General features: G+C 71.1%; 20 protein-coding genes and 1 riboswitch. Of the genes, 17 read left to right on the top strand and 3 right to left on the bottom strand.

Going from position 1 to position 20224, the window contains the following annotated elements; translation table 11 throughout:
- Positions 1-7 precede the first annotated feature (7 nt).
- The 3 genes from ACQP2X_RS24415 to ACQP2X_RS24405 all read left to right on the top strand — a co-directional run bounded on the left by ACQP2X_RS24415 (position 8) and on the right by ACQP2X_RS24405 (position 2706).
- The gene (locus ACQP2X_RS24415; protein ID WP_498700560.1) at positions 8-643 is read left to right on the top strand and encodes a nucleoside/nucleotide kinase family protein; all 636 of its coding nucleotides are present in this window, start codon (positions 8-10) and stop codon (positions 641-643) included.
- Positions 640-1419, top strand: coding sequence for an inositol monophosphatase family protein (locus tag ACQP2X_RS24410; protein WP_498700559.1), 780 nt, complete (start codon positions 640-642; stop codon positions 1417-1419). The genes ACQP2X_RS24415 and ACQP2X_RS24410 overlap by 4 nt, the downstream gene beginning before the upstream one ends.
- Before the next feature lie 168 nt (positions 1420-1587).
- Entirely contained in the window at positions 1588-2706 is a 1119-nt protein-coding gene (locus tag ACQP2X_RS24405; protein ID WP_498700558.1) for a MerR family transcriptional regulator, read from the top strand.
- Here the strand turns inward: ACQP2X_RS24405 and ACQP2X_RS24400 are convergent.
- Positions 2703-3545: a dihydrodipicolinate synthase family protein gene (locus ACQP2X_RS24400; RefSeq protein ID WP_498700557.1), complete on the bottom strand. Its 843-nt coding sequence runs from the start codon at positions 3543-3545 to the stop codon at positions 2703-2705. The two genes, ACQP2X_RS24405 and ACQP2X_RS24400, sit on opposite strands and share 4 nt — an antisense overlap.
- A 32-nt stretch (positions 3546-3577) precedes the next feature.
- On the bottom strand, positions 3578-4102 hold the full coding sequence (locus ACQP2X_RS24395; protein WP_498700555.1) for a GNAT family N-acetyltransferase: 525 nt from the start codon (positions 4100-4102) through the stop codon (positions 3578-3580).
- An 86-nt stretch (positions 4103-4188) separates the two neighbouring features.
- Here ACQP2X_RS24395 and ACQP2X_RS24390 point away from each other — a divergent pair, with 86 nt between their 5' ends.
- Genes ACQP2X_RS24390 through ACQP2X_RS24365 form a run of 6 tightly spaced genes read left to right on the top strand, consistent with a single transcriptional unit; the run spans position 4189 to position 11457 of the window.
- Positions 4189-5205 carry a LacI family DNA-binding transcriptional regulator gene (locus ACQP2X_RS24390; RefSeq protein WP_498700553.1) on the top strand — a complete coding sequence of 339 codons (1017 nt, stop codon included), beginning with the start codon at positions 4189-4191 and terminating at the stop codon, positions 5203-5205.
- Entirely contained in the window at positions 5202-6455 is a 1254-nt protein-coding gene (locus ACQP2X_RS24385) for a sugar ABC transporter substrate-binding protein (protein WP_498700552.1), read from the top strand. The genes ACQP2X_RS24390 and ACQP2X_RS24385 overlap by 4 nt, the downstream gene beginning before the upstream one ends.
- Complete coding sequence (locus tag ACQP2X_RS24380; protein WP_498700550.1) at positions 6452-7384, top strand: carbohydrate ABC transporter permease; 933 nt, start codon at positions 6452-6454, stop codon at positions 7382-7384. Before ACQP2X_RS24385 ends, ACQP2X_RS24380 begins: the two co-directional genes overlap by 4 nt.
- Positions 7377-8192 (top strand): carbohydrate ABC transporter permease, encoded by an 816-nt coding sequence (locus ACQP2X_RS24375; RefSeq protein WP_498700549.1) that lies wholly within the window; start codon positions 7377-7379, stop codon positions 8190-8192. Before ACQP2X_RS24380 ends, ACQP2X_RS24375 begins: the two co-directional genes overlap by 8 nt.
- A gap of 8 nt (positions 8193-8200) precedes the next feature.
- Positions 8201-9715, top strand: a complete 1515-nt coding sequence (locus tag ACQP2X_RS24370; protein WP_498700548.1) for a glucoamylase family protein — start codon at positions 8201-8203, stop codon at positions 9713-9715.
- A complete protein-coding gene (locus tag ACQP2X_RS24365; protein ID WP_498700546.1) occupies positions 9715-11457 on the top strand; it encodes a GH39 family glycosyl hydrolase in 1743 nt (580 codons plus the stop codon). The genes ACQP2X_RS24370 and ACQP2X_RS24365 overlap by 1 nt, the downstream gene beginning before the upstream one ends.
- A gap of 497 nt (positions 11458-11954) precedes the next feature.
- On the opposite strand, the gene mycP is transcribed toward ACQP2X_RS24365, so the two are convergent.
- Entirely contained in the window at positions 11955-13157 is a 1203-nt protein-coding gene (gene mycP, locus ACQP2X_RS24360) for a type VII secretion-associated serine protease mycosin (RefSeq protein WP_498700544.1), read from the bottom strand.
- A 96-nt stretch (positions 13158-13253) separates the two neighbouring features.
- Positions 13254-13407: riboswitch (adenosylcobalamin (AdoCbl) riboswitch) on the top strand.
- A 7-nt stretch (positions 13408-13414) separates the two neighbouring features.
- On the opposite strand from mycP, the gene ACQP2X_RS24355 reads away from it, so the two are divergent.
- From ACQP2X_RS24355 to ACQP2X_RS24320, 8 genes are all read left to right on the top strand, one after another.
- On the top strand, positions 13415-13618 hold the full coding sequence (locus ACQP2X_RS24355) for a CbtB domain-containing protein (RefSeq protein WP_498700541.1): 204 nt from the start codon (positions 13415-13417) through the stop codon (positions 13616-13618).
- On the top strand, positions 13609-14388 hold the full coding sequence (locus ACQP2X_RS24350; RefSeq protein ID WP_498700540.1) for a CbtA family protein: 780 nt from the start codon (positions 13609-13611) through the stop codon (positions 14386-14388). Before ACQP2X_RS24355 ends, ACQP2X_RS24350 begins: the two co-directional genes overlap by 10 nt.
- An 82-nt stretch (positions 14389-14470) precedes the next feature.
- Complete coding sequence (locus ACQP2X_RS24345) at positions 14471-15511, top strand: DUF4037 domain-containing protein (protein WP_498700538.1); 1041 nt, start codon at positions 14471-14473, stop codon at positions 15509-15511.
- A 42-nt stretch (positions 15512-15553) separates the two neighbouring features.
- Positions 15554-16144, top strand: a complete 591-nt coding sequence (locus ACQP2X_RS24340; RefSeq protein ID WP_498700537.1) for an ArsR/SmtB family transcription factor — start codon at positions 15554-15556, stop codon at positions 16142-16144.
- Positions 16145-16146: 2 nt separating this feature from the next.
- Positions 16147-16860 carry an SRPBCC family protein gene (locus ACQP2X_RS24335; RefSeq protein ID WP_498700535.1) on the top strand — a complete coding sequence of 238 codons (714 nt, stop codon included), beginning with the start codon at positions 16147-16149 and terminating at the stop codon, positions 16858-16860.
- Between the two features lie 20 nt (positions 16861-16880).
- Positions 16881-17255, top strand: a complete 375-nt coding sequence (locus ACQP2X_RS24330; protein ID WP_498700534.1) for a hypothetical protein — start codon at positions 16881-16883, stop codon at positions 17253-17255.
- 563 nt (positions 17256-17818) lie between these two features.
- A complete protein-coding gene (locus ACQP2X_RS24325) occupies positions 17819-18973 on the top strand; it encodes a coiled-coil domain-containing protein (RefSeq protein ID WP_498700532.1) in 1155 nt (384 codons plus the stop codon).
- An 891-nt stretch (positions 18974-19864) separates the two neighbouring features.
- Entirely contained in the window at positions 19865-20203 is a 339-nt protein-coding gene (locus tag ACQP2X_RS24320; RefSeq protein WP_020517072.1) for an RNA polymerase-binding protein RbpA, read from the top strand.
- Positions 20204-20224: the final 21 nt, after the last annotated feature.

Below are 20224 nucleotides of genomic sequence, written 5' to 3'. Positions count from 1 at the left end.
TTCGCCCGTGCGACCAGCCTTGATCGACCAGATCGCTGATCTTGTACCGGAGGGCCCGGCCCGGGTCGGGGTCGACGGCGTCGACGGGGTCGGGAAGTCGACGTTCGCCGCCCATCTGGCCGGCGCTGTGCGCGATCGTGGGCGCCCGGCCGTGCATGTGTCGGCCGACGATTTCCACCATCCGCGCGCCATTCGCTATCGGAAGGGCCGCGATTCCCCGGAGGGATTCTTCCTCGACAGCTACGACTATCCCGCTCTCGTGCGGGAGGTGCTCGAGCCGTTCGGGCCGGGCGGGTCGCGGCGGTTCCGGCGGGCCACACACAATGTCCGTACGGACGAAGCCCTTGACCTCGATCAGGAAACGGCTCCGGACGACGCGGTGCTGATCGTCGACGGTTTGTTCCTGCACCGCGACGAGCTGGCCGGCTTCTGGGAGTTCTCGGTTTTCCTGGACGCGCCGTTCGAGGTGACGGTCCCGCGCATGGCCGAGCGCGACGGCTCGCATCCCGATCCGGAACATCCGAGCCTTGCTCGTTACGTCGGCGGTCAGCGGCTCTATTTCGCCGCGTGTGATCCGCGTTCGCGGGCGGGCGTGGTCATCGACAACTCTGATTGGCGAAATCCGGCTATCCTGCCCCGATGATCACCGACGGGGAACTGGCGATCGCCGCCGCGCAGGCCGGCGCTGAGGTGGTGCGCGCTCATTTCGGCGCGGCTCTCGACCGGGTCGACAAGGGCGGGGGTGATTTCGCCACCGCCGCCGACCTCGAAGCCGAGCGTGTCATCATCGGCCTGCTGGGCGAGCATCGTCCCGGCGACGCCGTCCTCGGCGAGGAGACCGGCCATTCGGGCGCCGCGGCCGACCGGACATGGCTGGTCGATCCGCTGTGCGGGACGCTCAATTACGCCGTACGCAATCTGCTCGTCGGCGTCAATGTCGCCTTGCGCGAGGGCGACGAGGTCACGGCCGCCGCCTGCGCCGACCCGTTCACCGGCGAGGTTTTCTGGACCGATGGCAATGCCGCTTGTGTACGCCGGGACGGCACCGACGAAAAGCTGTCACCGTCCGCTTCGTCGCGTCTGGTCGACGTCAATCTCGATCCCCCGTTCCCGAACGATCCCCGTTTCCGCGCGGCCGATCTGCTCGCCGACCGGGGATTTGCCGCCCTGTTCCGCCCCCGGGTCGTCTCCACCACTTTGGCCGTCACCTGGGTCGCCGCCGGCCGCCGGGCCGCATACGTGACCGACGGCCAATTGGCGGACAGCGTGCATTTCGCCGCCGGAATAGCCCTGTGCCGCGCCGCCGGATGTGTGGTCACCAGCCTCGACGGCGCTCCCGTGCACACCGGCGCCGGCGGCCTGATCGTCGCCGCGGACGCGCGAACGCACGCCGACCTGCTCACCCTGATCGGTCTTTGAAAATGCAACGGCTTGCGGCGTACGCCTTGTGCCTGCGCGACCGCCCCCGGACCGGGCACGTGCCGCCCATCGCGGTCGGCGGCCTGATCCGGTATTGACCTTGACCCTTGGGCAAGGCCCAGCCTGGGTCGTGCCGGCCGCGCTGGCCGGTGCGAGGAGGATGGGGCCGTGGGGCTGTTGACGATCGGTGGGTTCGCGCGGCAGGCGGGGCTCACCGCGAAGGCGCTACGGCTCTACGACGAGACGGGCCTGTTGCGGCCGGCCGCGGTGGACGCCGAGACCGGCTATCGGTTCTACGAGCCGGGGCAGCTCGAGCGGGCGCGGCTGATCGCCGAGCTGCGGCGCATCGGGATGCCGCTGGCCGAGATCGCCGAGGTGTGCGCGCTCGAGCCGGCGGCCGCGGCGGCGGCCGTGGAGGCCTTCTGGCGGCGGGTCGCGGCCGACACGGCGGCGCGGGCTCGTCTGACCTCCCTCCTCGTGGCTGATCTGACGGGAAGGGACACCACCATGTCGGAGATCGACTTCCGTTTCGCCGCCGGCCTGGACGCGGGCGCGGGGCGCGACACCAACGAGGATCTGTCGTACGCCGGGCCGCACGTGCTCGCCGTGGCCGACGGAACCCGCGGCCCGGGCGGCGCGCAGGCGGCGGCCGCCGCGGTCGGCGCCGTGAAGGCCCTGGAGCCGTCGAGTGCCGGCGCCGACCTGCTGACCCTGCTGGCCGGCGCGGTCACCGAGGCCGACCGGGCGATCCGCCGCCTCGCCGAGGACGGAAACGACCGTGAGGGCGAGGGCGGAGACGGCGGCGAAAACGGGGGCGGAAACGGCCGCGAGAGCGGGGGCGGGCAGGCCCGGCCGGTGACGACGCTGACCGCGCTGGTGCGCCGAGGCACGCGGCTCGCGCTGGTGCACGTCGGTGACAGCCGGGCCTATCTGCTGCGCAACGGTGAGCTGACCCAGCTGACCCAGGACCACACGTGGGTGCGCTCGCAGGTCGACCAGGGCAGGCTGACCCCGGCCGAGGCGGCCGCTCATCCTCAGCGTGCCCTGCTGGCGCGGGCCCTGGGCTGGGGTGCCGAAGGTGAGGTGGACCTGGCCCTGCGCACCGCCCTGCCCGGCGACCGCTATCTGCTGTGCTCCGACGGCCTGTCCGCGGTCGCCGCGGCCGGGGACATCGGCGCCACCCTGGCCGCGGCCGGTGATCCCGAGCAGGCGGTCACCGGCCTGATCGCGCTGGCCCACCAAGCGGGCGCCCCGGACAACATCGCCGTCGCGGTCGCTGACTTCTAGCTCACGGTGAACTCGAGCGCGGCCTTGACGGACGCCGGTGAGGCGGGCAGCAGCGGCAGCCGGACGTCCGGGGTGGGGATGCGGCCCCGCGCGTGCAGGACGCCCTTGGTGACGGCCGGGTTCGGTTCGGCGAACAGGGCCGCCGACAGCCGCGACAGGCGCCGGCCGAGTGGGCGGGCACGGGCGACGTCGCCGTCGTGCCAGGCCTCGATCAGGTCCGCGTACGCGCGGGTGTCGAGGTGGGCCGAGGCGAGGATGCCGCCGTGCGCGCCCATCGCCAGCAGCGGGGAGATGAAGAGGTCGTCGCCGCCCAGCACGGCGAAGTCCGGGGGTGGGTCGGCGAGCAGGGCCACCGTGTCGGCGTCGACGCCGCCGGTGGCGAGCTTCATGCCGGTCACGTTGGGGATGGCCGCGATCCGCCGCAGGGCCGCGACGGTCAAGGGCTGTCCGGTCCGGTACGGCACGTGGTAGATCACCAGCGGCACCGGGCTGGCCGCGGCCAGGGCGCTCAGGTGGGCGATCACGCCGTCCTCGCCGGCCCGCACGAACGGCGGCACCAGCGTCAACGCGGCCGTGACAGCACCGCCGCCGAGGGCGGTCAGCGCGGGAACGTCGTTCGCCCCGACGATCAGCGGCGCGCCCACGGCTGTCAGGGTCTGCAGCACCGTGGCCCGTTCGCCCGGTGTGAGGGCGGACGGCTCGCCGGTGGTGCCGAGGGCGACCAGCCCGGCGGCGCCGCCGTCGAGAACGTCGTGGGCGAGCCGCCGCAGCGCTTCGACGGCGACGTCGCCGGACGCGTCGAACGGGGTGATCAGCGGAACGTACAGGCCTGTCAGCATCGGGTCACCATGCCAAGCCGTACGCCTAAGGTCTATTGATTTGTCCTAGCCTGATTGTTTAGCACTGCTGAAAGGTCGAAGCGCCAGTCGTTGGAGACGATCATGGTGCCTTTCGGGTATTCGAACGCGGTTTCACCGAGCAGGGTGAAGCCGGCCTTGCGGCAGACGGCGTTGGAGGCGGCGTTGCTGACCTTGGGGTACGCGTGGACCCAGCGCCGGTCGGCCGTCGGCGCGAGCCGGTCCAGGGTGGCCAGCGTGGCCGCCACCGCGAGACCGCGCCCCTGGAAGGCGGGCAGGATCTTCCAGCCCATCTCGTAGACCGGCTCCCCGGCCCATTCGCGCCGCCAGTAGCCGACGCTGCCGGCCGGGTCGGCCGAGCCGGGCAGCACGATCAGCCACATGTGCCCGTCGCGCCCGCGCATGGTCTCCCTATATCGGCGGTGGCGGTCGAGCAGCTTGGCCTCGGTTTCGACGCCGCCCAGGTGTTCTTTCACGGCCGCCGTGTTGGCCTGCCGTTCCAGCCACAGTCCGCGCTCGTCCCACATCTGAAGGTCCATGGCCGCAGTTTGCCTTCTATCGCAGATCGTGAATACGGCCGCGCCTCGAATGTCGCCGGTGTTTCGGCGGCGTTACGTTCCCCGGCATGGCGATGAAAGCGCTTACAAAGCCGACGATCTATCAGGTCGCGCAGCTGGCCGGCGTCTCGATCGCCACGGTGTCGCGGGCCATGCGCGACTCCGACCTGGTCACCCCGCAGACCCGCGAACGTGTGCGGGCGGCGGCGCGGGAGCTGCGGTTCACCCCCAGTCAGTCGGCCCGGTCGCTGGCGCAGGGGCGGCACGCGGCGAACGGGATCGTCTTCCCCGACCTGGTCGGCCCCTACTACGCGGAGGTGATCCTCGGCTACGAGGCGGCCGCCGCGGCCAACGGCAGCAGCGTGCTGATCCTGGCCACCAACGGCCGCCGGGACGCGGCGGCCGCCGTGCGGGACCTGGCCGGGCGGGTCGACGGGCTGACCGTGCTGGGCCGCACGGTCGGCGACGACGTGATCGCCTCGATCGCGGCGTCGGGGGTGCCGGTGGTGCTGCTGGCCCGCGATCCGGTGCCGGGTGTGGACACGCTGCGCGCCGGCAACACGAACACGGCCAAAGCCCTGGCCCGGCATCTGGCCGGGCACGGCCACCGGTCGGTGACGTTTCTGGGCGACCCCGGCGGGTCACCCGACGTGGCCGGCCGCTGGGCGGGGGTCAGGGCCGTGTGCGGGGGCGTCGCTCAGCCCGTACCTCTCAAAGGTCTTGACCTGGAAGCGGGCGAGAAAGCAGCCCGCGAGCTCCTTCGCGGACGGCCGCCCGGCGCGGTCGTCTGCGCCAACGACGAAGTCGCGCTCGGTGTGCTGCTGGCGGCCGGTGCGGCGGGGTTGCGAGTTCCCGAGGACCTGGCCGTGACCGGCTGGGACGACCTGCTCGCGGCCCGTTTCGCCGGGCTGACCACCGTGCGGCAGCCGATGCGCGAGCTCGGGGCGACGGCCGCGCGCTGGCTCGACCGGCGGATCGGCGAGACGAACGACAACGAGCCCACCCAGCCCGCACGGCGCCGGATCCTCCCCACGGAGTTGATCATCAGGCGGACGTGCGGCTCGCATGAGGAGGTGCACGAATGAGGAAACTGATGGCCGCCGGCGTGGCGGCGGTCCTGGCCCTGTCGGCGTGCGGCCGTGACTCGGCCGGCGACGACGACACCGCCAAGGCGGTCAGTGAGGGCAAGGCCAGCGGTGAGGTCACGGTCTGGGCCATGGGTACCGAGGGTGAGAAGCTCGCCGACTTCGCGAAGCAGTTCACCGCCGAGAACCCGGACGCGAAAGTGTCGGTGACCGCGGTGCCGTGGGACTCGGCCCAGCAGAAGCTGACCAGCGCGATCGCGGCCAAGCAGACCCCGGACGTGTCGATGATCGGCACGACCATGCAAGGGGAACTGGCCAAGACCGGCGCCCTCGATCCGACCCCGGCCGACCTGTTCAGCAAGGACGCGTACTTCCCGGGCGCCTGGGACACCACTGTCGTCGACGGCACTTCCTACGGCGTTCCCTGGTACGTCGAGACGCGCGGCATCTACTACCGCAAGGACCTGGCCGCGAAGGCCGGCTTCCCGGACGGCCCGAAGACGTGGGACGACCTGAGCGCCATGGCCGAGGCGATGAAGAGCAAGGCCGGCGCCAAGTGGGGCATCAGCCTGCAGCCGGGCAAGACCGGCAGCTGGCAGTCGATCCTGCCGTTCGGCTGGTCCAACGGCGCGTCGATCGCCACCGACTCGGCGTACACGTTCGACACCCCGCAGATGACCGAGGCCCTGGCCTACTACCAGTCGTTCTTCACGCGGAAGCTGTCACCGGCCGACCTGCCGCAGGGCGCGCTCGAGCCGGCGTTCGTGCGCGGCGAGATCGCCTCGTTCATGTCCGGTCCCTGGCATGTGGGCATCCTCAACGAGCAGGGCGGCAAGGACTTCGCGGCCAAGTACGCCGTGGCGCCGATGCCGTCCAAGCAGAGCTCGACCTCGTTCATCGGGGGCAGCAACATCGCCGTGTTCAAGGACGCGAAGAACCGGGACGCGGCGTGGAAGTTCCTGGCCTGGCTGAGCAAACCCGACGTGCAGGTCAAGTGGTATCAGGCGGTCAGCGACCTGCCGGCCGTGCAGTCGGCCTGGTCCGACCCGGCCCTGGGCGGCGACGCGAACCTGAAGGTCTTCGGTGAGCAGCTCAAGTCGGCCAAGGCGCCGCCGGTGTTCCCGACCTGGACGCAGGTGGCGGCCACCTTCGACGTCGAGGCCGAGAAGGTCTGCGTGGCCGGGGCCGACCCCGGCGCCGCGCTCAAGGCGGTGCAGAACCAGGCGTCGTCCATCGGCACCGGCTCGTGACCGCCGTAGCGACCCGGCCCCTCGCCGCCACCGGCCAGTCGGAGTCGCCTCGCCGGCGGCGGCGGTCTCTGGTCGGCTGGTCGTTCGCCGCGCCGTTCACGGTGCTGTTCCTCGTGTTCGCGGTGCTGCCGGTGGTGGCGTCGCTGGTGATGAGCCTGACCGACATGCGGGCCACCGACCTGCGCACCCCCTTGGCGGTCAACTTCGTCGGGCTGGACAACTTCACCCGGCTGTTCTCCGACGAGCTGTTCCTGCGCTCGGCGCTGAACACGATCGTCTTCGTGCTCGCCGGGGTGCCGTTGACGATCGTGGCCGCGCTGGCCGCCGCGAACGCGCTGAACTCGGGGCTGATCCGGTTCCGGGCGGTGTTCCGGGTCGGTTTCTACCTGCCGGTGGTCACCAGCATCGTGGCGATCGCGGTGGTGTGGCGGTTCCTGCTCGATCCGGAGGCGGGCCTGGTCAACAACCTGCTCGGCCTGGCCGGTATCGACGGGCCGGCCTGGTTGCAGGATCCGTCGACGTCGCTGGGCTCGATCGTCGTGATGGCCGCGTGGCGCAACTTCGGATCCCTGATGGTGATCTTCCTGGCCGCTCTGCAGGGCATTCCCACACACCTGTACGAGGCGGCGACCCTGGACGGGGCGGGACGCTGGCAGCAGTTCCGGCGGATCACATTGCCGCTGATGCGCCCGGCGCTGCTGTTCGGGGCGGTCATCACCGGCATCGGCTATCTGCAATTGTTCGAGGAGCCCCTGGTCATGACCCAGGGCGGCCCGCTGTCGTCGACCCTGTCGGTGTCGTACCACATCTACAACCAGTTCGGTTTCGGCAACTACGGTTACGCGGCCGCCGCCTCGTACGTGCTGTTCGTGGCGATCGTGGCCCTGTCGGTGCTGCAGTTCCGCCTGCTGGGGAGCCGCGATGATTAAGGCCAGGATCTTCCTGTACGCCGTGCTGGCCGCGGGGCTGCTCGTGGTGGTCGGCCCGTTCGTGTGGATGCTGTTGTCGTCGTTCAAACCGGAGTCGGAGATCCGGTCGGTGCCACCGACGTGGTGGCCGCACACGTGGACGCTGGGCAACTACCAGGATCTGTTCTCCCGGCTGGATTTCCCGCAGTACTTCGCCAACTCGGCCATCGTGGCCGTGCTGGTGACGGCCGGCAATCTGCTGTTCTGCTCGCTGCTGGGCTACGCCCTGGCCAAGCTCGACTTCCCAGGCCGCAAAGCGCTGTTCTTGGCCGTGCTGGGCATGCTGATGGTGCCGGGCATGGTGACCTTCGTGCCGCAGTTCGTGCTGATCAGCAACATGGGGCTGGCCAATTCGTACGCCGGGCTGGTCCTGCCGTTCCTCGCCGGCCCGTTCGGGGTGTTCCTGATGCGGCAGTTCCTGCTGTCGATCCCCGACGACCTGATCGAGGCGGCCCGCGTCGACGGGGCCGGCGAATGGCGCATCTTCTGGCGGGTGGTGCTGCCGCTGTGCAAACCCGCCCTGGCCACGCTGGGCATCCTGACGTTCCTGGCCTCGTGGAACAACTTCCTGTGGCCCCTCGTCGTGGCCACGACCGACGACAAGTACACGCTGCCGGTGGCGCTCGCGCTCTACAGCATCGGGCAGAACCGCGCCTATTTCGGCCTGCTGCTGGCCGGGGCGGTCGTCGTGGTCATTCCCGTACTGATCGTCTTCCTGGCGCTGCAGCGGCACTTCATGCGCGGCATCGCGACGACCGGACTCAAGTGAGGAGCACCATGCGACGTCTGCTCGTACCATTTCTCGTCCTGGCTCTGATCCTCTCGGGCGCCACCGTGGCCCAGGCGGGCGCCGACCCGCTGCGCGGCTACGCCCGCGACACGTGGCGTTCGCTGGTGGCCATGACCGACCCGGCCACCGGCCTGGTGGCCGACAACATCCCCGGTGACCTGTCCACCCCGTCGGCGTACACGTCACCGACCAACATCGGCGGCTACATGTGGTCGGCCGTGGTCGCCCGCGAACTGAAAATCATCACCCCGGCCGAGGCGACGGCCCGGGTGGCGAAAACCCTGTCCACGCTGGCGTCGCTGAAGCACCACACCGCGTCCGGAATGTTCTACAACTGGTACGACCCGCACACCGGCGCCGTCCTGACCGTTCTGCCCGACGGCACGTCGGTGACGCCGTTCCTGTCCTCGGTCGACAACGGATGGCTGGCCGCGTCCCTGCGGGTCGTACAGGGCGCTTTCCCGTCCCTGCGCGGCCAGGCCGGCGCGATTCTCGGCGACATGAACTTCGGGTTCTACTTCAACCCGGCCGCGGTGTCACCGATCGGCACGCGCGGGCTGATCCGCGGCGGATTCTGGGACACCGCCCCGCCCGGCTGTTCGGTGCCGCAGAACGGCGTCTGGTTCACCTGCAACCACTACGACATCACGGTGACCGAACCGCGGATCGCCACCTATCTGGGCATCGGCGCCGGGCAGATCCCCGCCACCGCCTACTACGACACGATGCGCACCCTGCCCGACAGCTGCGACTACGCGTGGCAGGAGATGAAACCGTCCGGGTTCACCACCACCCACCTGGGCCGGACCGTGTACGAGGGCTCCTACCGCTACCGGGGGATCACGTTCGTGCCGAGCTGGGGCGGCGACATGTTCGAGGCGCTCATGCCCGACCTTTTCGTCCCGGAGACGGCGTGGGGGCCGCGCAGCTGGGGCCGCAACCACCCGGCGACGGTGGCCGCGCAGATCGAGCACGGCCTCGGCGACGCCCGCTACGGCTACTGGGGGTTCTCCCCGGCGTCGAACCCGTTCGGCGGATACGGCGTCTACGGCGTCGACGCGATGGGCATGGACACCGACGGCTACCCGTCCGACGTGCAGGGCGGCCGCTACGACGCCGGTTTCGGTGACTGCCGCCCGCCGGGCCCGGCCGCCGTCTACGGCGACGGTGTCATCACCCCGCACGCCGCGTTCCTGGCCCTGCCGTACGCGCCCGGCCCGGTCCGGGCCAACCTGGCCAGGATCAAGACCGATTTCCCGTCGTACGGGCCCGGCGGCTTCTACGACGCGGTAGCCGTCCGCTCCGGCACGGTCGCCACGCGCTACCTGTCCCTGGACCAGTCCATGATCATGGGGGCGCTGGGCAACTATCTCGCCCGGGACGTGCTGAAGAAAGCGTTCGTGACACCCGCCTTCGAACGGGCGGTGCGCCCGCTGCTGGCCGCGGAGACCTTCAACATCCCGGCCGGGCAGAAACTGCCGCAGCTGCGCGGAGGCCGCTGATGACGATCGAGGAGCAGGCACGGGCCGGCTGGGCGGCTCTGATGGGCGGGGGCGGCGCTCAGGACCGTACGCCCGGAGAACCGCAACAAGCCTCCCTGCCCGCACCCACCGGGGTTTCCGCCGTCGCCGGCCGGGCACTGGTGACCGTCGACTGGCAGCCGGTGCCCGGCGCGATCGGCTACGCCGTGCACCGCGCCGCCTCCCCCGGCGGCCCGTTCGAGGTCGTCGACCACGGCGGCGGCGACGTCCTGGCCGTCCCCCACGGCCCGTACGCCGACACCACCGACGGCCGCGGCGGCTGGTACGCGGTGGCCGCTCTGCAAACCGTGACCGCCCTCGGCCCACTGTCCGACCCCGTCCCCGTCGACGCCACGGACGAATCGGACGTGGTGGTGACGGTCGGCTCCGACACCCGCCCGCTGCACCGCGTCTGGCAGGCCATGGTCGGCTCCGAACACCTGAGCCACCTGCTGTCCACCGACGAGACCGGCGGCCGCCCCATCGGCGCCGAACTCCGCGAGGCCCTGCGCCGCGTCCACGACGAGCTCGGCGTCCGCACGGTCCGCGCCCACCACATCCTCGGCGACGACGTCGGCGTCGCCGCCGGCGACTTCACCCGCCTCGACCAGATCTACGACACGGTCCGCGACCTTGGCCTGACCCCGGTCGTCGAGTTCGGCTTCATGCCCCGCGACCTGGCCCGCGACCCCGGACGCACGGTCTTCACCTACCGCGGGATCATCTCCCCGCCCCGCGACTGGGACCGCTGGGCCGACCTGATCCGCGCCTTCACCACCCACGTGGTCGACCGGTACGGCCTCGACGAGGTCCGCGACCACTGGTGGTTCGAGGTATGGAACGAACCGAACCTGTCCGTCTTCTGGTCGGGCACCCCCGCCGAGTACTGGCGCCTCTACGAGGTGACGGCCCGGGCGGTCAAGGACGTCGACCCGTCCCTGCGCGTCGGCGGCCCGGCGACAGCGGCCGTCGGCTGGGTCGAACAGCAGCCCCCCGGCGACTTCGTCTCCACCCACGTGTACGGCACGATCCCCCTGGACGTACGCCCGCTGGCCGGCGACCGCCCCATCCTGTGGACGGAGTGGGGAGTGACGGCCACCCACGGCAGCGACATCAACGACAGCGTGTTCGCCGCCGCGTTCCTGCTCAAGGGAATGTACTCGGCCGCCGGCCGCATGCACGCCCTGGCCCCGTGGGTGGCCTCCGACCACTTCGAGGAACTGGGCCGCCCGCCACGGCTGCTGCACGGCGGCTTCGGCCTGCTGACAGTCGGCAACCTGGCCAAACCCAAATTCTGGGCGCTGTCACTGGCCGAACGCCTGGGCCCCGACGAACTACCAGCCGAAGTGACCGGCGACGGCGCCGGCAGCCTGGTGACGGCCTGGGCGTCCCGCTACCGCGACGGCGGCCTCGGCATCCTGCTGAACAACAGCACCCTGGACCATTCCAAAGTCAACGGCTCCCCCGACCTCGCCCGTACGATCCGTCTCCGCCCCCACCTCGACAAACCCCACCTGCTGCGCGTCTGGCGGGTCGACCGAACCCACGGCAACATCACCACCCACTTCAGCGGCGAATGGCCCACCCCCGAGCAGTGGACCGCCCTGCACGCCGCCGACCACCTCCCCGAAGCCGACCCGCCACGCCGCATAGCCCCCGGCGCCGACGTCGTGCTGGACCTGCCGAATCCCGGCATCGCCTTGGTGACCCTGCGCCCCCTGTAAGACCCTCTGCCGAGTCGCTCAGCGCAGCACTCCGGCCTCCGCTGGCGGCACCGGTCCGGCGCTCGACCGCACACCCGACATACCGGCGGGCTGTGCGGCCGAGCGCCGCCGGCTTGCATCTCGACACGGCCCCGCCCGCGGCTCCACCCCAGGCTACGGCGTTGTCCGCGGTCGGCCGGGTTATCCACAGAGCGCCGGTTGTCCACAGGACGGCCGGCGTTTCCGCATGATCTCCAGTTTTTGCGTCAGACTTGAGCAGGACGGGGGCCCCCGATGGGAGGGCGGGCCCTGCGTTCCTTCAACGGGCGCGGCCAGGCGTCATCGGGCTTCGAGCGCTGGCCGTCTTTGAGCCGTTGGCCGTCTTTGAGCGCTGGCCAGGGCCAGCCTGAGCGCTGGCTGGGGCCAGCAGATGGTGCGGCGGCCGCCGCATCGACCAGGTGTGGCGTCGGACGGGGTTAGTCGCCGACCGGTGGGCTCCAGGTGTGGCGCTGGGCGCGTCAGTCGGCGGCCGGTGGGGTTGCGGGGTGCCAGCCTCGGCGGCGGCCCTGGCGGACGATGACGGCCATCAGGGCCAGCAGCACGACGATGCCGGAGACGACGGCGGCGAACAGCAAGGCGCGGTGCTGGGAGTCGGCGCGGCGGGCGGCCAGGGCCGCGGCGGCCGGGTCGTCCACGGTCATCGACTCCGGCGCCGGCTGGGCCTGCTGCCGGGGGCCGAGCGTGCCGGTGACAGCCCGGTACGGGTTGAGCAGCCCGAAGCCGTACTCGGCGCTCACACTGCCGCCGGGGGCGGGGTCGGTGGTGGCGATCAGGCGCTGCCGGACCTCGCCGGGGCTCAGCTCGGGGAAACGCTGCTTGATGAGCGCGGCCGTGGCCGCCACGAACGGGGCCGCGAAGCTGGTGCCCGACTGCCGGCGGTGACCGGGGCCGCCCGCGTCCGCTCCGGTCACGTCGTTGCCGATGGCGACCAGGTCGACGTATTCACCGCGCTGCGAATACGTCGCGACCGTGCCGTCGGCGCCGACCGCGCCGACCCCGATGACCCCCGGGTACTTCGCGGGGAACGGGTCGGGGTTGCCCTTCTGCGCGTCGTTGCCGGCGGCCGCCACGACCACCACACCGGCCCGGACGGCGCGAGCGACCGCAGCCCGCACGGCGGCGTTGTCCGACGTCATCACCAGCGAGATGTTGATCACGTCGGCGCCCTGGTCGACGGCGAGATCGATCGCCTGCGCGAACTGGACCGGGCTGCCCCGATCACCTACCGCCTTGCCGTCGATCACCTCCTGCTCGGTGATCCGGAACGGCAGGATCGCCGCGTCGGGGGCCAGCCCCTGAAAACCCGTGTTACGGGCCGGCATCGCCCCGATGATGCTCGCCACGGCCGTACCGTGACCCTTGCAGTCCTGCCGGGCGTTGTCGTCACCGTGCAGGAAATCAGCGCCGGGCGCGACATGTCCGCGCAGCTGGGGATGGGTGGCGTCCACCCCGGAATCGATCACCGCGACCCGCACGCCCTTACCGGTCGCGAAACCGGCCAGCCGCTTCGGCGCGTACACCTGATCCTCCACCGGCACACCCGCGGCGACCGGGGCGGGCGCCTCCTGCCGCTGGCAGACCACGGCCGCGCTCGCCGGCGCCGGCACGGCGAGCACCGCCACGGCCGCCGCCGTCGCGGCCAGGACCCCGCGCCACCGCATCGCGCACCTCTTTCAACGATTCGGATGGATGGTATCGGCCGGGTGCGACAAGACCCGCCCGCCGCCGGTTGTGCGTTCAGGTCGCTCACAGCTAGGTTGTGGAAACCATCTGCGGCGTCGTGAGGGAAACCGGTGAGACTCCGGTGCGGTCGCGCCACTGTGAACGGCATCCGGCAACGGAAGCCGTGAGTCAGGACGCTCACGCGTCGCAGTCCGTTCGAACGGGACGCGTCATCCCGGCAGGAGGTTCCCCCACCATGCCCAAGGCCCAGCCGGTCCGCCCACTGAGCACCCCCGCGATCTCCGCGCGGCTGCTCTGGACCGCCCTCGCCGTCGTCGCCCTCATGCTGCTGCTCACCTACCTGGTCGCCTTCGACCAGGGCGCGGTCTCACAGAGCGGCATGTTCCTGCACGAGCTCATGCACGACGGCCGCCACCTGCTCGGCGTCCCGTGCCACTGACCACCGCCAAACCCGCGCCGGGATACGGCGCCCTCCTGCTCCGGGGCCTGCTCGCGGGCCTCATCGCCGGTCTGCTGGCCGGCTGCTTCGCGTACGCGTTCGGCGAACCCAAGGTGGACGCCGCCATCGCCATCGAAGAAGCCAACGCCCACGCCGCACCCGCCGCACAAGGCGAAGCCGACCACCACGACGAGGAACTGGTCAGCCGCAACGGGCAGAAAGGCGGCCTGTTCCTGGCCACCGCCCTGTACGGCGCGGCCATGGGCGGGCTGCTCGCCACGGCGTACACCCTGCTGCGCCGCCGCCTGCGCACCCCGAGCGACACCCGCGCGGCGCTCAGCCTGGCCGGCGCCGCCCTGCTCGGCATCGTCCTCGTGCCGTACGTCAAATATCCGCCCAACCCACCCGCCGTCGGCGACCCCGCCACCATCAACCAGCGCACCATCAGCTACCTGGCCATCCTCGTGATCGGCCTGGTCGCCGTGTGGGCGTCGGTCGTCGCGGCCCGCACCCAGCACGCCGAATGGCGCCAGGCCATCGCCGCCGTGACCGCCTTCCTGATCGTGGTCGTCGTCGGCTATACCCTGCTGCCCACCATCAACGAGGTCCCCGACACGTTCCCGGCCGACCTGCTGTGGAGCTTCCGGATCGCCTCACTGGGCACCCAGGTCCTGCTGTGGACCGCCCTGGGCCTGGCCTTCGCGGCCCTGCTCACCGCCCGCCGCACCCCGGCCACCCAGCCGCAGCGAGAAGCCGTGCCCTCCGCGTAACCCGGCGCAAGCCCCCCTGTGGACAGACGAAAGTCTGTGGACAACTCCGGATCTTGGCATGGGCGCCCGATACCGTGCGCCCATGCCACCATTCGAGTCCGGTCTCACCCTCGCCCGCCACTTCTACTTCGAAGCCGTACGACCCCTGCTCGGCGACCTTCCCCACGCGGCCGCCCGGCTCGGGCCCGGCTCCGACGTGCTCGGCTTCGACACCGAGCGCTCCACCGACCACGACTGGGGACCCCGCCTCGAACTGTTCGTCGACGACCCCGGCGACCTGCACGACATGCTCTCCCGCCGGCTGCCCAAACAGGTCCGCGGCTGGCCCACCCACTTCGAACCACCCGGCGCCCGCGTGCGCACCATGGCCCACACCGACGGCGACGTCGACCACTACATCCGCATCCAGCCGTTCCCCACCTGGTGCCGCGACCTGCTCGGCTTCGACCCGGCCGGCGGCGCCCGGCTCCTCGACTGGCTCGCCACACCCTGGCAACGCCTCGCCGAATTCACCGGCGGCGCCGTCTTCCACGACCCCGGCGACGTGCTCACCGCCGCCCGCGAAAGCCTCTCCTGGTACCCGCCGGACATCTGGCGCTACATCATGGCCTGCCAATGGCAGCGCATCGGCCAGGAAGAACCCTTCCCCGCCCGCGCCGCCGAAATCGGTGACGAACTCGGCGCCCGCATGCTCACCGCCCGCCTGTCCCGCGACGTGGCCCGCCTCATCCTGCTCCAGGACCGCACCTGGCCCCCGTACGCCAAATGGCTCACCCGCGCCCTGCCCGGCGACCTCACCGCCGCATCACTACTCGCCGCCCTGCGCACCGCCGACCCCGCCGACCGCGAAAACGCCCTCTGCGCCGCCCTGGAGATCGCCGCCCTCCGGCAGAACGACCTCGGCCTCAGCGCCGAACAACGACCCAACCGCCGCCAGTTCCACGACCGCGGCTCCATGGTGATCGGCGCCGAACGCTTCGCCGAAGCCCTGCGCGACGCCATCACCGACCCCACCCTGCGCGCCCTGCCCTTCACCGGCTGCGCCGACCAGGTCATCGACAACACCGACGTGCTGGTCAACCCTCGACTCACCCGCGCCGTCATCGCCGCCACCCTCACCTAGCAAACCTGGACAGCTTTTCTTTTCGGTGAAAAGGTCGAACCCATGCACGACATCGCCGTCATCGAGGACCCCGCCGCCGCCGAGATCTCCCTCGACCCCATCCGCAGCCGCCTACTCGCCGAACTCGCCGAACCCGGCTCCGCCACCACCCTCGCCGCCAAAATCGGCTTACCCCGCCAAAAAGTCAACTACCACCTGCGCACCCTCGAACACCACGGCCTCGTGCACCTCGTCGAAGAACGCCGCAAAGGCAACGTCACCGAACGCCTCATGCAAGCCACCGCCCACTCCTACGTCATCTCCCCCAACGCCCTGCCCACCGTCGCCCCCGACCCCACCCGCGCCCCCGACCGCCTCTCCGCCCGCTGGCTGCTCGCCCTCGCCGCCCGCCTCGTCCGCGACGTCGGCACCCTCATCACCGGCGCCACCACCGCCCGGCAACGCCTCGCCACCTACGCCCTCGACGGCGAGATCCGCTTCGCCACCCCCGCCGACCGCGCCGCCTTCGCCGAAGAACTCACCGCCAGCATCACCACCCTGCTCGCCCGCTACCACAGCGACACCGGCCGCAAACACCGCCTCGTCCTCGCCGTCCACCCCGCCCTCGACTCCACCGCCGACCAGGAGAAATAACCATGGGCAAGGACTACGAGATCCACCACGAAACCACCGTCGACACCGACCCCGACCACCTCTGGAACGCCATCGCCACCGGACCCGGCATCTCCTCCTGGTACATCGGCACCACCGAAACAGACCACGACACCGTCCGTACGGCCTTCGGCCGCACCACCTTCCCCCCAGCCACCATCACCAGCAACGACCCACCCCACCACTTCGCCTACCGCACCGACACCACACCCGACGGCCGCTTCCAAGCCTTCGACTTCCTCATCGAAACCAGCGACCACACCGCCACCACCCTGCGCGCCGTCACCAGCGGCTTCCTCCCCGGCGACGACTGGGCCGACGAATACGAAGCCATGAGCCACGGCATCGCCCTGTTCAACGCCACCCTCACCACCTACCTATGCCACTTCCGCGGCCGCACCGCCACACCCGTCACCGCCTTCGGCCCACCCGTCACCGACTGGCCCCGCGCCTGGACCACCCTCCACAAAACCCTCGGCCTCCCCGAACAACCCAAGCCCGGCGACCACACCCACGACGGCGGCGAGGTCTACCACACCAGCCACCACACCCTCGGCATCCGCACACCCGACGCCCTGCACCGCTACATCCGCTACATCCGCGGCTTCCACGGCCCCATGATCGCCGCCCACGAGATCTTCGACCCCGACGCCACCGACCCCACACCATGGATCAAACTTCTCGACGACATCCACTGACGACGACACGAGGCACGGGCTTGCCGAACCACACGACAGCCCCACCCCAGCCGACGCCGACAACCAAAACCGCCGTCACCGCAGCGGCGCTCACACTGGCCACCCTGGCCTTCGCCGCCGGCGCCGCGTGCGGGCTGCTGTCCGGAGAAGGCTGGTACCTGCGCACGATCGGACCGCCATGGACAGCCCCATTGACCGGAGTCGCCGACCTCCTGCATGGGGCGACGATCTCAGACGCCGTACGCCTGGGGCTGCCGCTCGTGGTGCTCGTCTGGCTGGCGACCGCGCGCCGGCTGTGGCGTGACTGGCCCCTCATGCTCGTCGGCCTGATCTCGTGCGCGGCGCTGACAGCGTTGCTGTGGCGACTGCTCCACGTCGCCCACGCTTACCTCTGACCCCCGGCCACAGCGAAGCCACGACTCGCCGCACCGCTAAGCCGCACCGCCGAACCGCGCCGCGGAGCCGAGCCGCCACCCCGCCGCCAAACCCCGCCGCGGAGCCGGGCCGCCAACCGCGTTGTGGAGCTGGCGCTGCTAAGCCGGGCCGCTATGTCGGGCCGCGGAGTTGGTCGCTACTGAGGCGGGCCGCTAAGCCGGCCGCGCCGCCGGATCGCGGGCCAGCACCACCACCGGCACCCCGGGCGTCGCGGTCGAGGCGATCACGACGTCGCCGACGCTGGTCAGCGCCGCGCGCCGCGCGCCTCGCGGAGGCCGCAGTCGTCAAATCCGGGCGGCGCCCGCCTGCATCACCTGCTCGCGGCCGACGCGGTGACGGCCGCCCTGCTCTCACGACGGCTGACGGGCCAAAGCAAATGGCGGGATGCCGTTGATTCCTTTTTGTTCTTTGGGTTTGAGGTGTGCGGCGGAGCGCACACCCTGTAAGGCATCCTAGGATGGTGATGTGGGCGCGGTGTGGTGGCGGGATCTCCGGTGCTGTGGGGCCTAGGGTTGATCTCGCGATGAACGAGAACGACACCGTCTCCGAGACCCGTCCCTGCGCTCACTGTGGACGGCCTGTTCCGCAGCGCTCGTCCGCCGGGCGGCCGTTCCGGTACTGCCGCGACAACGACGGGGAGTGCCAGCGCGCCTCCCGCAACGTTCGCATGCGGCACCGGGCGTCGCCGGGGCTGGCCGGGCAGGTGGCCCGCACCTGGGAGGTCGTCGACCGGCTCGATCAGCTCGTCGGTGGGCTGTCCGAGGCGCTGCACTCCGAGCTCTCCCCCGCCGGCGTCGAACGGCAGGTGGCCGAGATCCGGGCCGAGACGTCGGGGCAGATCGCCGCCGCGCACACCGAACGCGACGAGGCCCGCCGTGACGCCGAGCGGGCCGCCACCGAGGCTTCCACCGCGCAGCAGCTGGCCTCGGCCGCCACCGCCGAACGCGACGAGGCGCAGCACCGGGCCGAGGAGTCCGCGCGCGCCGCCGAACAGGCCGGCAAGGACGCCGAACAGGCCCGTGCCGAACGCGACGAGGCCCGCCGGGAGGCCACCGCCGCCGTGGCGCTGAAGGAACGGGCGGAAGCCGACCGGGACGCGGCCCGCGACGAGCTGTCGGTGGCGCGGGCAGAGCTTCAGGACGTACGACGGGAACGGGAAACCGCCGAGCGGGACCTGACCGCCGCCTTGCGTGACGCCGAAGCCGCCGCCAAGCGCGGTGAGAAGCTGCGCCGCGAACGGGACACCGCCCGCGACGAGGCCCGCCGCCTCGACACCGACCTGGTCACCGCCCGGCGCGAAGCAGCCGAGCAGCGGGAGACGGCGGAGAAGACGCTTGCTGATGTACGCCGCGACGCCGCCCACGACCGCAAGACGGCCGAGGCCGAGCTCGCCGAGACCCGAGCCGAACGCGACGCCCTGCGAGGCCTGCGCGACGAACTGGACCGGGCCGCCCGCGACCGCGCCGACCTCGAACGGCGCCTGGCCACCGCCCAGTCCGAGGCCGAAGCCGCACAGACCCGAGCCGCCCAGCTCTCCACCCAGGTCAGCGACCTGGCCTCGGCCCTGGCCTCACTGGGCACCACCCGCCCCGCCGCATCCCCGACCAGCCCACCTCACCCGGCACCGCTCCAGTCCGGCCCGTCCGACCCAGCCCCGCCCCACCCGGCACCGCTCTAGGCCGGCCCTTCCCTCCCAGCCCCGCCCGGCACGCTTTAGCCCGGCCCCGCTCCGGGTCGGCCCGTCCAGCCCAGCTCTGTCCCTCTCGTCCTGACCATCCAACGGCCCGGCGCGCAGGCGGGGACCTCCCGCCTGCGACGGACGGTCTGCCGCGGCAGGTGAAGACCGCGCCGGGGGTAGGCCGCGCCGCAACGTCCGACCCACCAGTCTGTGGCAGTGAGGACAGGCTGTGAGTCGTTCAGGAAGGCCGGGGGTTCTGTGGAAGGTGGGTCCAGGCGACGAGCCAGTCGGAGAAGACAGCCAGGCGGGCCGTAGCCCAGAGGTCAGCCCGGAAAGCGGCGGCTATCCGTTCCGGGCCGGACCACGACGGAACGAAGGCCGCCGACAAGCTGCAAGGACCCGCTCGCGATCGGGCGGAGGGCGCGTAATGGACTGGATCGTGACGGAATCCACAGCGTGGTTTACGCGGAGACCGACGACCCGGACCGCGATCGAGACCCGCGACCAGGGCCGCTGGCAACATCGCGCGAGCAAGGAGCCGGTATGGGGGCCGTTCGGTGAGGTGGGTGAAGACTGCTCATCTCGAGCGACCACCGGACGAATATTGCCCGGCGAGGAGCGGAACTGGGGTGGCGATTCGGGAAATACTCGACCGAGTGACCGAAGTCGCAACAACTGTAGAACACCCATAGGCCGTAAAGTGGACCAAGGTCCACTTCGGCGGGGGTGCGGTATGCCGGGTAAGGGCCTCGGGCGGCTACGCTCGTAGCGTTAACACTGCCGTCACAACGACAGTGCCGTCACAGATGACACCGGCGACCGCAGGAATCCCGCGGCCGCCCCTTTCGTTACACCAACGAGAGCAGCACCACGAGCGAGGGGAAGCCAATCATGGGCGAACGCATGCTGCGCGGCAGCCGTCTTGGCGCGGTCAGCTACGAGTCCGACCGCAACACGGAGCTGGCGCCCCGGCAGACCCGAGAGTACCTCTGCGTCAAGGGTCACCAGTTCGAGGTGCCGTTCGCCGTCGACGCCGAGGTGCCCACCACCTGGGAGTGCAAGTTCGACGGCAGCGTCGCCCGCCTGGTCGACGGCAGCGAGCCGGAGCAGAAGAAGGCGAAGCCGCCGCGTACCCACTGGGACATGCTCCTGGAGCGGCGTTCGATCTCGGAGCTCGAGGACATCCTCAACGAGCGCCTTCAGGAGGTCCGGACCCGTCGGGGCCGGTAACACATCAAGCGCGAAAGGGCC

Origin of the sequence: Actinoplanes sp. CA-131856, assembly GCF_050956135.1 — a bacterium.
GTDB lineage: Bacteria > Actinomycetota > Actinomycetes > Mycobacteriales > Micromonosporaceae > Actinoplanes.
Note: the sequence above shows the minus strand (reverse complement) of the source record. Positions and strands in the feature narration are given on the sequence as shown.